The sequence below is a fragment of the Streptomyces sp. NPDC005181 genome, from assembly GCF_040608395.1.
Classification (GTDB): domain Bacteria; phylum Actinomycetota; class Actinomycetes; order Streptomycetales; family Streptomycetaceae; genus Streptomyces.
Genome location: NZ_JBEXID010000001.1, coordinates 313,438 through 327,058, shown reverse-complemented (window position 1 = coordinate 327,058; position 13,621 = coordinate 313,438). Strand labels below are relative to the sequence as shown.

Genomic DNA, 13,621 nt, shown 5'->3' with positions numbered 1-13,621 from the left:
GAGCGGGAGTGGGCAGGAGGTGAGGGCGGCGGGCTGGGGGATCCGGAGGTGTCAGCGGTCGAAGTCGAGCTCCACCTCCGGTGTGACCGGATGCGACTGGCAGGCCAGCACGTAACCCGCCCCCGTCTCTTCCGGTTCCAGTGCGAAGTTGCGGTCCATCCGGACCTCGCCGGAGACCAGGAAGGCTCTGCACGTCCCGCACACCCCGCCCTTGCAGGCGTAGGGCGCGTCGGCACGGCTGCGCAACACCGTCTCCAGCAGTGATTCGCCGTCCTGAACCGGCCAGTTGCCCGAGCGGCCGTCCAGTGTCGCGGTGAGTGTGCTGTGTGCGGGTGCCTCGACCCGGGCGCGGGCGGCCGCGGCCGGTCCATCGTCGACGTGGAAGATCTCCTGGTGGATACGGGCCCGGTCGACGCCGAGGCTGTGCAGCGCGCCTTCCGCTGCCAGGACCAGTCCGAACGGCCCGCACAGATACCAGCCGTCCACCTCTCCCACCGAGAGGAGCGCGGGCAGCAGCCCGGTCAGCCGCTCCCGGTCGAGCCGGCCGGACGGCAGACCGGCCTGCTGCTCCTCGCGGGAGAGCACCGTCACCAGCTGGAAGCGGTCCGGGTAGCGGTCCTTGAGGTCGGCGACCTCGTCCAGGAACATCGTTGAGGCCGCGGTCCGGTCGCTCCGGATCAGACAGAACCGCGCCTCGGGTTCTCGCGCCAGCAGTGTCGACGCGATCGACAGCACCGGGGTGATGCCGCTGCCGCCGACGATCGCCGCAAGATGCCCGGCGCGCGGCGTGAGCACGAAGCGTCCCATCGGAGGCATCGCTTCGACTTGGTCGCCGACGGCGAGCTCCTTGAGGGCGTACGTGGAGAACGCGCCGCCGTCGACCAGCCGGATGCCTACCCGCAGCGCCGGATCGGCGGGCGCCTCGGCGGCCGGGGCGCAGATCGAGTACGAACGCCGGATCTCCTCGCCGTCGACCGTGTAGCGCACGTTGAGATGCTGGCCGGGCTTGTGGCGGAAGGTCTCGCGCAACTCGGCCGGCACCGTGAAGGTGACGGCCACCGAGTCGTCGGTCAGCCGCTCGATCGCGCGGACCCGGAGCGGATGGAACATCTACAACTCCTTGAAGTGGTCGAACGGTTCGCGGCAGCTCACGCAGCGGCGCAGCGCCTTGCAGGCGGTGGAGGAGAACCGGCTCAGCAACTCCGTGTCCGTGGAGCCGCAGTGCGGGCAGCGCACGGAGAGGGTGAGCGACACCGGACCGCCGGACGCGCCGGCGGCGTCGTGCGGGCGCGGCGGCGCTATGCCGAATTCGGCGAGCTTGCGCCGCCCTTCCGCGCTGATGTCGTCCGTCGACCAGGCCGGTGCGAGGACGGTGACGACGGAGACCTCCGGTATCCCGTGGTCGTGCAGCACCTGCTCGATGTCGGTGGACATGGCCTCGATCGCCGGGCAGCCGGTGTACGTCGGGGTGAGGCGGACCGTGACCTTGCCGGGGGCGAGCACCTCCACCCCGCGGAGCACGCCCAGCTCCTCCAGGGTGAGGACGGGCAGCTCGGGGTCGGGCACAGACCCGGCGAGCCTGCGCACCTCCTCCTCCAGCAGTGTCCCGGTCACCATGACGCTCCCGGGTGGCTGCGGTGCAGATGCTGCATTTCGGCGAGCATCCGGCCGAAGGGTTCCGTGTGGATGCCCTGCCGTCCCGCCCCGGCTGTCCAGGCCCCGGACTGCGGGCCGGCCGGTACGGTCAGCGTGGCCTGCTCCAGCACGCCGGTGACCGTCGTCAGCCAGCTGTTCTGCAGCGACTGCCAGTCGATCTCCACGCCCTCGACCGGCTGGAACAGCTCACCGGTGAACCGCCACAAGGCGTCCACCCCGTGCTGCATCCGCTGATGGCTCTCCGCCGTGCCGTCGCCGAGCCGCAGCGTCCAGTGCTCGGCGTGGTCCTGGTGGTAGGCGACCTCCTTGACGGCCTTCGCCGCCAGCCCGGCGAATGCTCCCTCACCGGCTGCCAACTGCTCGTACAAACCCCGCTGATAGACGGAGAAGTAGAGCTGACGGGCGATGGTGTGCGCGAAGTCGCCGTTGGGCTGCTCGACCAGCTGGACGTTGCGGAACGCCCGCTCCTCGCGCAGGAACGCCAGCTCGTCCTCGTCCCCTGCGAGCGAGAGCAGCACCCGGGCCTGCCCCAGCAGATCCAGGGCGATGTTGGCGAGGGCCACCTCCTCCTCCAGCACGGGCGCATGGCCCGCCCACTCCCCCAGCCGGTGCGACAGCACCAGCGCGTCGTCGCCGAGGGCGAGGGCCGCGGTCACAGGTGCTTCACCCCTTCCGGGATCTCGTAGAACGTCGGGTGCCGGTAGGGCTTGTCGCCGGCCGGTTCGAAGAACGAGTCCTTCTCGTCCGGCGAGGAGGCTGTGATCTCCGTGGACGGCACCACCCAGATGGAGACGCCCTCGGAACGGCGCGTGTACAGATCGCGGGCGTTGCGCAGGGCCATCTCGGCGTCGGGGGCGTGCAGGCTCCCCGCGTGCGTGTGGGAGAGGCCGCGCCGCGACCGCACGAACACCTCCCACAGCGGCCAGTCCGTCGAGCTGCTCATGCCGTCGCCTCCGCGGTCGGTGTGGTGTGCTTTTCTGCGTGGTGCGTCTGCGCCCGAGGGCTGTCTGTGCGGTGCTTCACCGCGTACGCGGCTGCCGCGTCCCGGACCCAGGCGCCCTCTTCGTGTGCCCGGCGCCGCTGGGTGAGGCGCTGTTCGTTGCACGGGCCGTTGCCCTTCAGGACCTCCTGGAACTCCGTCCAGTCGATCGCCCCGAAGTCGTGGTGTCCACGCTCCTCGTTCCACCGGAGGTCCGGGTCCGGGAGGGTGAGCCCCAGCGCCTCGGCCTGCGGGACGCAGATGTCGACGAACCGCTGCCGCAGCTCGTCGTTCGAGTGCCGCTTGATCTTCCAGGTCATCGACTGCGCCGAGTGTGCCGACGCGTCGTCCGGCGGGCCGAACATCATCAGGGACGGCCACCACCAGCGGTTCACCGCGTCCTGGGCCATCTCGCGCTGCGCCGGGGTGCCGCGGCCGAGGACGAGCAGCAGCTCGTACCCCTGGCGCTGGTGGAAGGATTCCTCCTTGCAGATGCGGACCATGGCCCGGGCGTACGGCCCGTACGAGCAGCGGCACAGCGGCACCTGGTTGGTGATGGCGGCCCCGTCCACCAGCCAGCCGATTGCGCCGACATCCGCCCAGGTCAGCGTGGGGTAATTGAAGATCGACGAATACCTTTGGCGGCCCGCGTGGAGCTTGTCGAGCAGCTCCTCGCGGCTAGTCCCGAGGGTCTCTGCCGCGCTGTAGAGATACAGCCCGTGCCCTGCCTCGTCCTGCACCTTGGCCATCAGGATCGCCTTGCGGCGCAGCGAGGGGGCGCGGCTGATCCAGTTGGCCTCGGGCTGCATGCCGATGATTTCGGAGTGGGCGTGCTGGGCCATTTGCCTGACCAGCGAGGCCCGGTAGGCGTCCGGCATCCAGTCGCGCGGCTCGATGCGTTCGTCAGCGGCCACCGCGGCGTCGAACGCGGCCAACTGGGCCCCGTCAGCCCCGTCAGGGCCACCTGCTGTCGCCTGTGCCATCCCTTGCGCCTTCGCCTGCGCTGTCTGGTCCGCAGTCACTGCCGCCATCCCGGGCTCCCTACCGACCGATCGTTCGGTTCAATGACTTCAATGGTGGGTCGGCGGCCCGTAGGGTGTCAACCCTGTGGATAACTGACCGGGGATCGACGGGGATCGGGGCGGGATGGATTCGTACGACGACAGGGGTGCCGGAGGCGGGGACGGAAGCGTCGGGCCAGGGAAGGAGCGCGGCGAGGACGCGCCGTTCGACACCGGCCGGGACGCTGGTTCCGGCGCAGCGCCCGCGCCGCTCCGTGCCGGAATTTCCGGCCTGTCTCTTCCGTACCAGATCGCTGCCGCCGTCGCGCTGTCGATCATCGGGCTGATCGCCTGCACCCACCTGGCCATGGTGTTTCTGCACGTCGCCCCGTCCAACACCCTGACCAAGCAGCACGGCAAAGCGGTCGACGACTGGGTCTATCCCGAGTTCGAACAGAACTGGAAGCTCTTCGCGCCCAATCCGCTCCAGCAGAACGTCGCCGTGCACGTCCGGGCCGAGATAGCCGGCGCCGACGGACGCCGTACCACTCCCTGGATGAGCCTCTCCGGGGAGGACGGCAAGGCGATACGCGGCAATCTCCTCCCCAGCCACGTCCATCAGAACGAGCTCCGCCGTGGCTGGGACTTCTACGTCAATTCCCACGACATCGAGAACCGTCCGAACGGCCTGCGCGGCGAGCTCTCCGAGCGCTACATCCGCCGCATCGTGATGTTCCGCTTGAGTGAGCACGACTACGGCGGCACGGTCGAGCGCATCCAGGTCCGTTCCGAGACGCGCTCCGTCGCGGCGCCGCCGTGGAGTACGGAGAAGATCAGTACCCGGCCGAACTACCGGGTGCTGCCGTGGTGGACCGTCACCCCCGCCGACCTCCCCCAGAACGCCAAGGAGGCGGACAAGTGAGCACGTCTTCCCCCGACCGCAGGCTCGCCCGCGGGGTCCAGCGCATCACGTCCTCGGCCCTCGGCCCGTACCAGAGCGCTGTCATCCGGATCGGTTTCTCCACCACCTATCTGCTGTTCCTGCTGCGCGAGCTGCCGCACCGCCACGAGATGTACGGCCCCGACTCCCCGTGGGGCTGGGACATGGGGAAGCAGCTCATATCGGGCAACGAAGCCTTCTCCGCGCTCATGTGGTCGGACAGTACGGTCTGGTTCGAGATCGTCTACGTGGTCGCTCTGCTGTCCGCCGCGCTGCTGATGGTCGGCTGGCATACCCGCGCCATGTCCGTCCTGTTCATGGTCGGTGTGCTCTCGCTGCAGAACCGCAGCATTTTCCTGGGCGACGGTGGCGACAACGTCATCCATCTGATGGCGATCTATCTGGTGCTGACTCGCTGTGGGCAGGTCTGGTCGCTGGACGCGCGGAGAGCGGCGCGGGGAGTGTCCCCTGAGGGGGCGGGCGACAGTCGGCCGGTGCGGAATGTGGCCGGGACGGTCCTCTGGGCGGTGCTCGGCCTGGTCCTCGTGGCGGGCTCGGTGACCGACGGCTTCGGCGGCACCTGGTGGCTGCCGACCGTCTTCTGGGTGCTGTGGATCGGCCACGGGGCCTGGTGGGCCGTGAACCGTTACGCACCGCAGAGCGAACCGCGCGCTCTGCTCGATGTGATCGCCAACCTGGTCCACAATGCCACGCTCGTCGTGATCATGGCCGAGGTCTGTCTGATCTACGCGACCGCGGGCTGGTACAAGGTCCAGGGGTCGCGGTGGCAGGACGGCACGGCGCTGTACTACCCGCTCAAGCTCGACTACTTCACGCCCTGGCCCGCTCTGTCGGACATCCTCGCGTCCAACGGTGTGATGGTCATGATGCTGACCTACGGCACCGTCATCGTGCAGGTCGCCTTCCCCTTCACCCTCTTCAACCGGCGCGTCAAGAACGTCCTGCTCGTCGCCATGATGTGCGAGCACGCCGGCATTGCCCTGCTGCTGGGTCTGCCCTTCTTCTCCATGGCGATGATCGCCGCCGACGCCGTCTTCCTGCCGACGGTCTTCCTGGTCTGGCTGGGCGGCCGGGTGACGCTCGGGCGACAGCTGCTGTTCTCGCCCGCGGGCCGGGTGCCCGAGCAGCGGCGCAGCGGCGAGGAGGAGGCCCCGCAGCACAGCGGAACCGGTGGCCATACGCTCGTCGGGTGAGCAGCGATACCGGCAGCACCGGCCGTACCAGCAGTAGCAGCAGTCCCAGCAGCGAGGATCCGTCGAGCGCAGCCCTTGCCGCGGGTGAGCCGTCCGTGGAGCCGATGCAGTACGACGACGGGTTCGGGGCGGAGATCGGTGTCGGGCCGCATGCGCTGCCCTGGCCCGAGGGCGAGCGGTACGACCCCGAACTGCTCGCCCACGGCGACCGGCGCAATGTCGGCGACGAGTACCGCTACTGGACGCGTGAGGCGATCGTCGCCGATCTGGATCTGCGACGGCACGACTTCCATGTGGCCGTGGAGAACTGGGGCCACGACTTCAATATCGGGTCGGTGGTGCGCACCGCGAACGCTTTCCTCGCCAAGGAGATCCACATCGTGGGCCGGCGGCGCTGGAACCGGCGCGGTGCGATGGTCACCGACCGGTACCAGCATGTCCGGCACCACCCCGACACGGCGGATCTGACCGCCTGGGCGGCAGCCGAGGGGCTGCCGATCATCGGGATCGACAATCTGCCAGGGGCGGTGCCGCTGGAGCGGACCGAGCTGCCGCGCCGGTGTGTGCTGCTCTTCGGGCAGGAAGGGCCGGGGCTGACGGAAGAGGCCCGCAAGCGCGTGGCGATGGTCTGCTCGATCGCGCAGTTCGGCTCGACGCGGTCGATCAATGCGGGGGCTGCGGCGGCCATTGCCATGCATGCCTGGGTGCAGCGGTACGCCGATATCCCGGAGGCCGGGGTCTGAAGGGCGGGGGCACCGGAGTCAGGGGGCTCTGCCTGCCCCCCTGACTCCTGCTCCTGCGCCCCAAACGCCGGAGGGACTGAAATGCGGGCCTTTGCTAGGCCTGGCGGCGGACCTCCACCATGCGGAAGCGGTTCGACACGAATGCTCCGTCACACAGGGCGGCGTTCGCCGCAGGGTTGCCGCCCGAGCCGTGGAAGTCGGAGAAGGCCGCCGTCTGGTTGACGTACACCCCGCCCGTCAGGTTCAGCGAGAGCTGAGCCGACTCGTCCAGGCAGACGTCCTCCACCGCGCGCTCCACGTCCGGCGAGGTCGTGTACGCGCCGACCGTCATCGCACCCTTGTCACGGATCGTGCGGCGCAGCAGCTCCACCGCGTCCGCCGTCGAGTCGACCGCGACCGCGAAAGCGACCGGTCCGAAGCACTCCGACAGATAGGCCGCCTCGTCGTCCGGCTTGGTGCCGTCGAGCTTGACGACGACGGGGGTGCGGACCACCGCGTCCGGGAACTCCGGGTTGGCCACCTCACGCGATGCCAGCGCGACTTCGCCCAGTCCGGCCGCCGCCTCCAGGCGGGCCTTAACTTCCGGGTTGACCAGCGCACCGAGCAGCGCGTTGGCGCGGGCGTCGTCTCCGAGCAGGCCGGTGACCGAGGCGGCGATGTCAGCGACCACCTCGTCGTACGTCTTGTCGCCGGCATCGGTCGTGATGCCGGCGCGGGGGATCAGCAGGTTCTGCGGGGTGGTGCACATCTGGCCGCTGTACAGGGAGAGGGAGAACGCCAGATTGGCCAGCATGCCCCGGTAGTCGTCGGTGGAGTCGACCACGATCGTGTTGACCCCGGCCTTTTCCGTGTAGACCTGGGCCTGGCGGGCGTTGGCCTCCAGCCAGTCGCCGAAGGCAGTGGAACCGGTGTAGTCGATGATCCTGATCTCGGGGCGGACCGCCAGGGTCTTGGCGATGCCCTCGCCCGGCCGCTCGGCGGCCAGACAGACCAGGTTGGGGTCGAAGCCCGCGTCGCCCAGCACCTCGCGGGCCACCTGCACTGTGAGTGCCAGGGGAAGTACGGCGCGCGGATGCGGCTTCACCAGGACGGGGTTGCCGGTGGCGAGGGAGGCGAAGAGGCCCGGATAGCCGTTCCACGTGGGGAAGGTGTTGCATCCGATCAGCAGCGCGATGCCGCGGCCCGCCGCGATGAACGACTTGTGCAGCTGGAGCGGGTCGCGCTTGCCCTGAGGCTTGGACCAGTCCGCTGTCCGCGGGGTGCGGATCTGCTCCTCGTATGCATACGTGACCGCTTCCAGGCCGCGGTCCTGGGCGTGCGGGCCGCCCGCCTGGAACGCCATCATGAAGGCCTGCCCGCTCGTGTGCATCACGGCGTGGCCGAACTCATGGGTGCGGGCGCTGATCCGCGCCAGGATCTCCAGACAGACCAGGGCCCTGGTCTCGGGCCCCGCCTCGCGCCAGGCAGCCATCCCCGCACGCATCGCCGGGAGCAGCACGTCCAGCTCGGCGTGCGGATATTCGACGCCGAGCTCCGGACCGTAGGGAGAGACCTCCCCGCCCGTCCAGCCGTCGGTGCCCGGCTGCCCGAGGTCGAGCCGGGTGTGCAGCAGGGCGTCGAAGGCGGCCTTGCCCTCGGCAGCGCCCAGGCTGCCCGGGGCGCCGCCGTCGCCGTACGCCTTCGGGTGCTCGGGATGCGGGGACCAGTAGGCGCGCGTACGGATCGCGTCGAGGGCTTTGTCGAGCGTGGGGCGGTGCTTCTCGGACAGCAGTTGCGGGGAGAGCTCGGCGGCCATGACGGACCAACTCCTCTTCGAGCTGGGCAGGGACGGGCGGACAGAGTTAGAGTAACCGAACGATCGGTCGGGACAAGGGGGCCCACGGAACCTGTGGACAACTCGTAGGGGAGGATCGCGGACATGACCACGGCCAAGCGGGACACGTACACCCCGGAGACTCTGCTCACCGTCGCCGTCCGTGTCTTCAACGAGCGCGGTTACGACGGCACCTCCATGGAGCACCTGTCCAAGGCGGCGGGCATCTCCAAGTCGTCCATCTACCACCATGTCGCGGGCAAGGAAGAGCTTCTCCGGCGGGCGGTCAGCCGGGCGCTGGACGGGCTCTTCGGGATTCTCGACGAGTCGGGGGCGACGCGGGGGCGCGCGATCGAGCGCGTCGAATACGTCACTCGCCGTACCGTCGAGGTGCTGATAGCCGAACTGCCCTACGTCACGCTGCTGCTGCGCGTGCGGGGCAATACGACGGCCGAGCGCTGGGCCCTGGAGCGGCGTCGCGAATTCGACCAGCGGGTGGCCGAGCTGCTGAAGGCGGCGGTCGCGGACGGTGATCTCCGCTCCGACGTGGACATACGGCTGGCGACGAGGCTGCTCTTCGGGATGGTCAACTCTCTGGTGGAGTGGTACCGCCCGCAGCCGGGCGGCGGCGCCGAGGGGGAGCAGCTGGCGGACATGGTCGTTCAGCTGGCGTTCGAGGGCATGCGCTCCAGCCGCTGAACCGCCCACGGCCGGAAGGCCCAGACGTCCCTCCATGCTCCATGGCTGTCGTCCTGCGGGTGCCAGTGTTCCGGTGCGCTGCCGTGACGCTCGCCGCCGTGTCGCCGGCCGGTGGTGGCAGGGGCGAGGATGTGTGATTCCCGCTAGGTGAGTTCGGTGGGGCGGTCCGGGCCCGGGGCCAGGTCGGTCTCCTCGAACACCAGAAGCGTCCGGGTGGAGAGCACCTCCGGAATCGCCTGGATCCTGGTCAGAACCAGCTCGCGCAGCGACCGGTTGTCCGGGGTGTGTACCAGCAGCAGTACGTCGAAGTCGCCGCTGACCAGCGCAATGTGCGTCGCCCCCGGCAGTGCCTGGAGCTGCTCGCGCACTGTCCGCCAGGAGTTCTGGACGATCTTGAGCGTGATGTACGCGGACGCGCCCTGCCCCGCCCGCTCATGGTTCACGCGCGCGCTGAAGCCGCGGATCACTCCGTCGTCGATGAGCCGGTTGATCCGGGAGTAGGCGTTGGCGCGCGACACATGGACGCGGTCGGCCACCGACCGTATCGAGGCACGGCCGTCCGTCTGGAGCAGTCGGAGGATGTCGCGGTCGATGGAATCGAGCGGGCGCGCGGGCGGAACCTGGCCGGGGTCCGCGGCCCCGTCGGCCATTTGTTCAGCTGCCATGTCCCCGCGCCTCCCTGCCTTGGACGACCTGTCCCTATCCCAGGCTGTGGAGAACCGTTTGTCCACAGGCTGACAGTGCCTGTAGCCAAAATGCGCTCGCGACCGAACAATCGGTAGGTGAGGCACACCACATCCGCGCCTCGGACAGTGCTCGACATTTCGACACATTCAGCCACCCCTCGATATCGGGCGACCCCTCGATATCGCCAGACGCTGCTCGATATCCCTCGATGCCAGGAGGTGCTTGTCATGACGGTCCAAGAGCTGCCCGGCGCGGCCGCCTACCGGCCCACGCCGCCCCCGGCCTGGAAGCCGCTCACCGACCCCGCGCCGCTGCTCCCGGACCCCGAGCCGTACCGCGTGCTCGGTACGGACGCCGTGGCCGACGCAGACCCCGAGCTGCTGCTGCGGCTCTACGCCGAGCTGGTGCGCGGTCGGCGGTACAACGCCCAGGCCACCGCCCTCACCAAGCAGGGCCGGCTGGCCGTCTACCCGTCCAGCACCGGACAGGAGGCCTGCGAGATAGCGGCGGCGCTGGTGCTGGAGGAGCGCGACTGGCTCTTCCCCAGCTACCGCGACACCCTCGCGGCGGTGGCGCGCGGCCTCGACCCGGTCGAGGCACTGACTTTGCTGCGCGGCGACCGGCACACCGGTTACGACCCGCGCGAGCACCGCATCGCCCCGCTCTGCACCCCGCTCGCCACCCAGCTGCCGCACGCCGTGGGTCTGGCCCACGCGGCACGGCTCAAGGGGGACGACGTGGTGGCGCTCGCCATGGTCGGCGACGGCGGGACCAGCGAGGGCGACTTTCACGAGGCACTGAACTTCGCGGCCGTCTGGCGGGCCCCGGTGGTCTTCCTGGTGCAGAACAACGGCTTTGCGATCTCCGTACCCCTGGCCAAGCAGACGGCGGCGCCGTCGCTGGCACACAAGGCGGTGGGGTACGGCATGCCGGGCCGGCTGGTCGACGGCAATGACGCGGCCGCCGTGCACCAGGTGCTGGGCGAGGCAGTGGCGCGGGCTCGTGCGGGTGGCGGTCCGACCCTGGTCGAGGCTGTGACGTACCGGATGGACGCGCATACGAACGCCGACGACGCCACGCGCTACCGCGGCGAGAGCGAGGTGGAGGCGTGGCGGGCGCACGACCCGATCCAGCTTCTGGAGCGGGAGCTGACCGCGCGCGGGCTGCTCGGCGAGGACGGTATCGAGGAGGCGCGCACGGCTGCGGAGCGGATGGCAGCCGGGCTGCGCGAGCGGATGAACGCCGATCCGGTGCTCGACCCGATGGACCTCTTCGCCCATGTCTATGCGGAACAGACCGCGCAGCTTCGGGAGCAGGCGGCCCGGTTGCGGGTGGAGCTGGACGCCGAGCAGGGCCAGGACGGTACGAGTGGTGCGGGGGACGGCCGATGACCACGGCGGCGATGGCCGGCGAGCAGACGGAGAGGGCCAAGCCGGCCACCATGGCGCAGGCTCTCGGGCGTGCGCTGCGTGACTCGATGGCCGAGGACCCGTCGGTGCACGTTCTCGGCGAGGATGTCGGCACACTCGGCGGGGTCTTCCGGATCACCGACGGGCTGGCGAAGGAGTTCGGCGAGGACCGCTGTACAGACACGCCGCTTGCCGAGGCAGGCATCCTCGGTGCGGCCGTCGGCATGGCGATGTACGGGCTGCGTCCCGTGGTGGAGATGCAGTTCGACGCGTTCGCCTATCCGGCGTTCGAGCAGCTCATCAGCCATGTCGCCAAGATGCGGAACCGGACCGGGGGCGCCATGCCGCTGCCGATCACGGTGCGGGTGCCGTACGGCGGCGGGATCGGCGGGGTCGAGCACCACAGCGACTCCTCGGAGGCCTACTACATGGCGACGCCGGGCCTGCATGTCGTCACGCCTGCCACGGTCGACGACGCGTACGGGCTGCTGCGGGCCTCGATCGCCTCCGACGATCCGGTGGTCTTCCTGGAGCCGAAGCGGCTGTACTGGTCGAAGGCGGCATGGTCGCCGGACGCACCGGTGGAGGTCGAGCCGATCGGGCGGGCTGTTGTCCGCCGTCCCGGGCGCAGCGCGACGCTGATCACGTACGGGCCGTCCCTGCCGGTCTGCCTGGAGGCCGCGGAGGCGGCCGTCGAGGAGGGCTGGGACCTCGAAGTGGTCGACCTGCGTTCGCTGGTGCCGTTCGACGACGAGACGGTTGCCGCTTCCGTGCGGCGTACCGGTCGCGCGGTTGTCGTCCATGAGTCGTCCGGGTTCGGCGGCCCCGGTGGGGAGATCGCAGCTCGCATCACCGAGCGCTGCTTCCACCACCTGGAGGCGCCGGTGCTGCGGGTTGCCGGGTTCGACATCCCGTATCCGCCGCCGATGCTGGAGCGGCACCATCTGCCGGGCGTGGACCGGGTGCTCGATGCGGTCGCGCGGCTGCAGTGGGAGGCGGAGAGCTGATGCCGCAGGTGCTCGAATTCAAGCTGCCCGACCTGGGCGAGGGCCTGACCGAGGCGGAGATCGTCCGCTGGCTGGTGGAGGTCGGCGATGTGGTGGCCATCGACCAGCCGGTCGTCGAGGTCGAGACGGCCAAGGCAATGGTGGAGGTGCCGTGCCCGTACGGGGGTGTGGTGACCGCCCGCTTCGGTGAGGAAGGTACGGAACTTCCGGTCGGTGCACCGTTGTTGACGGTGGCTGTGGGGTCCACGGAGGGTGACCTTTCCGGGGATCTCTCCGGCAAGGGCGCCGTGGGGGCCGAATCGTCCGGCAATGTGCTGGTGGGGTACGGGACGGGGGCACCGGCGGCTCGCCGCCGGCGGGTGCGGCCCGAGGCGATCTTGGCTGCTGTCGCGGCGCCGGCGGTGCAACCTGACACGGTGCCGCTGGTGGTTCCTGCTTCGGCCAGGGGACCGGTCCCTTTGCCGGTTCCCGATGAGGTGTCGGGGCCCGTGGCGGTCGTTTCTCCGCTGGTACGGAGGCTGGCGCGGCAGCACGATCTCGATCTGCGGCAGTTGACGGGGTCGGGGCGCGATGGGCTGATCCTGCGGTCCGATGTCGAATCCGCGATCAGGGCTGCGGCGAGCGGGACGGTGGGGTCGACGGTGGAGCCGTCGGTTCCGGCCCCTGCCTCGGTGTCGGTCTCGAGGGCGGCCCCGGTGTCGCCTTCGGTTGCCGGGGAGCGGATTCCGTTGCGCGGCGTACGGGGCGCGGTCGCCGACAAGCTGGCGCGCAGTCGGCGCGAAATCCCCGATGCCACGTGCTGGGTCGACGCGGATGCCACCGAGCTCATGGCAGCCAGAGCCGCGATGAACGGCGCCGGTGGTCCGGCCGCGGGGCCCAAGGTGTCGGTGCTCGCCCTGCTGGCCCGTATCTGCACGGCGGCCCTGGCCCGGTTCCCCGAACTCAACTCCACGGTGGACCTGGAGGCCCGGGAGATTGTGCGGCTGCCCGCTGTCCATCTCGGCTTCGCGGCCCAGACCGAGCGAGGGCTGGTCGTCCCGGTCGTACGGGATGCGCAGTCCCGTAACGCGGAGTCGATCGGCGCCGAGATCGGTCGGCTGACCGAGGCGGCCCGGACGGGCACGCTGACCCCGGCGGAACTGACCGGCGGCACGTTCACGCTGAACAACTACGGGGTGTTCGGGGTCGACGGCTCGACGCCGATCATCAACCATCCCGAGGCGGCGATGCTGGGCGTCGGCCGGATCGTGCCCAAGCCGTGGGTGCACCGGGGCGAGCTGGCCGTGCGCCAGGTCGTCCAGCTCTCGCTGACCTTCGACCACCGGGTCTGCGACGGCGGCACGGCAGGCGGCTTCCTGCGGTACGTGGCCGACTGTGTGGAACAACCGGCTCTGCTGCTACGCACGTTGTAGGAGGAGGGCGAGGAGGAAGGGGACGGGGAGGTTCAACGGGAGCGTGTGGCACGCATACTCG

General features: G+C 69.9%; 14 protein-coding genes. 7 read left to right on the top strand and 7 right to left on the bottom strand.

All coding sequences use genetic code 11. The features are described from left to right. Positions 1-51: 51 nt before the first annotated feature. The 5 genes from ABZV38_RS01560 to paaA are packed head-to-tail and all read right to left on the bottom strand — an operon-like array spanning position 52 to position 3,666. Positions 52-1,110, bottom strand: coding sequence for a 2Fe-2S iron-sulfur cluster-binding protein (locus ABZV38_RS01560; protein WP_356323348.1), 1,059 nt, complete (start codon positions 1,108-1,110; stop codon positions 52-54). After that, complete coding sequence (paaD, locus tag ABZV38_RS01555; RefSeq protein ID WP_356323346.1) at positions 1,111-1,617, bottom strand: 1,2-phenylacetyl-CoA epoxidase subunit PaaD; 507 nt, start codon at positions 1,615-1,617, stop codon at positions 1,111-1,113. After that, a complete protein-coding gene (paaC, locus tag ABZV38_RS01550) occupies positions 1,611-2,312 on the bottom strand; it encodes a 1,2-phenylacetyl-CoA epoxidase subunit PaaC (RefSeq protein WP_356323343.1) in 702 nt (233 codons plus the stop codon). Before paaC ends, paaD begins: the two co-directional genes overlap by 7 nt. Then, positions 2,309-2,599, bottom strand: coding sequence for a 1,2-phenylacetyl-CoA epoxidase subunit PaaB (paaB, locus tag ABZV38_RS01545; protein WP_030972485.1), 291 nt, complete (start codon positions 2,597-2,599; stop codon positions 2,309-2,311). Before paaB ends, paaC begins: the two co-directional genes overlap by 4 nt. Continuing rightward, on the bottom strand, positions 2,596-3,666 hold the full coding sequence (paaA, locus tag ABZV38_RS01540) for a 1,2-phenylacetyl-CoA epoxidase subunit PaaA (RefSeq protein WP_356323341.1): 1,071 nt from the start codon (positions 3,664-3,666) through the stop codon (positions 2,596-2,598). The genes paaB and paaA overlap by 4 nt, the downstream gene beginning before the upstream one ends. Before the next feature lie 115 nt (positions 3,667-3,781). Here paaA and ABZV38_RS01535 point away from each other — a divergent pair, with 115 nt between their 5' ends. The 3 genes from ABZV38_RS01535 to ABZV38_RS01525 are packed head-to-tail and all read left to right on the top strand — an operon-like array spanning position 3,782 to position 6,533. Next, positions 3,782-4,558, top strand: coding sequence for a DUF5819 family protein (locus ABZV38_RS01535; RefSeq protein WP_356323339.1), 777 nt, complete (start codon positions 3,782-3,784; stop codon positions 4,556-4,558). Beyond that, positions 4,555-5,790 (top strand): HTTM domain-containing protein, encoded by a 1,236-nt coding sequence (locus ABZV38_RS01530; protein ID WP_356323337.1) that lies wholly within the window; start codon positions 4,555-4,557, stop codon positions 5,788-5,790. The genes ABZV38_RS01535 and ABZV38_RS01530 overlap by 4 nt, the downstream gene beginning before the upstream one ends. Next, the gene (locus ABZV38_RS01525) at positions 5,787-6,533 is read left to right on the top strand and encodes a TrmH family RNA methyltransferase (protein WP_356323335.1); all 747 of its coding nucleotides are present in this window, start codon (positions 5,787-5,789) and stop codon (positions 6,531-6,533) included. The genes ABZV38_RS01530 and ABZV38_RS01525 overlap by 4 nt, the downstream gene beginning before the upstream one ends. Before the next feature lie 94 nt (positions 6,534-6,627). Here ABZV38_RS01525 and paaN read toward each other — a convergent pair whose 3' ends face one another. Next, positions 6,628-8,328, bottom strand: coding sequence for a phenylacetic acid degradation protein PaaN (gene paaN / locus ABZV38_RS01520; protein WP_356323333.1), 1,701 nt, complete (start codon positions 8,326-8,328; stop codon positions 6,628-6,630). Between the two features lie 123 nt (positions 8,329-8,451). Here paaN and ABZV38_RS01515 point away from each other — a divergent pair, with 123 nt between their 5' ends. Then, positions 8,452-9,045 (top strand): TetR/AcrR family transcriptional regulator, encoded by a 594-nt coding sequence (locus tag ABZV38_RS01515; protein ID WP_356323331.1) that lies wholly within the window; start codon positions 8,452-8,454, stop codon positions 9,043-9,045. Positions 9,046-9,188: 143 nt separating this feature from the next. Here ABZV38_RS01515 and ABZV38_RS01510 read toward each other — a convergent pair whose 3' ends face one another. Then, entirely contained in the window at positions 9,189-9,695 is a 507-nt protein-coding gene (locus tag ABZV38_RS01510) for an Lrp/AsnC family transcriptional regulator (protein ID WP_356323476.1), read from the bottom strand. Positions 9,696-9,959: 264 nt separating this feature from the next. Here ABZV38_RS01510 and pdhA point away from each other — a divergent pair, with 264 nt between their 5' ends. The 3 genes from pdhA to ABZV38_RS01495 are packed head-to-tail and all read left to right on the top strand — an operon-like array spanning position 9,960 to position 13,560. Continuing rightward, positions 9,960-11,123: a pyruvate dehydrogenase (acetyl-transferring) E1 component subunit alpha gene (gene pdhA, locus ABZV38_RS01505; RefSeq protein ID WP_356323329.1), complete on the top strand. Its 1,164-nt coding sequence runs from the start codon at positions 9,960-9,962 to the stop codon at positions 11,121-11,123. Continuing rightward, positions 11,120-12,148, top strand: coding sequence for an alpha-ketoacid dehydrogenase subunit beta (locus ABZV38_RS01500; protein WP_356323327.1), 1,029 nt, complete (start codon positions 11,120-11,122; stop codon positions 12,146-12,148). Before pdhA ends, ABZV38_RS01500 begins: the two co-directional genes overlap by 4 nt. Then, a complete protein-coding gene (locus ABZV38_RS01495; RefSeq protein ID WP_356323325.1) occupies positions 12,148-13,560 on the top strand; it encodes a dihydrolipoamide acetyltransferase family protein in 1,413 nt (470 codons plus the stop codon). Before ABZV38_RS01500 ends, ABZV38_RS01495 begins: the two co-directional genes overlap by 1 nt. The last annotated feature ends 61 nt before the right edge of the window (positions 13,561-13,621 follow it).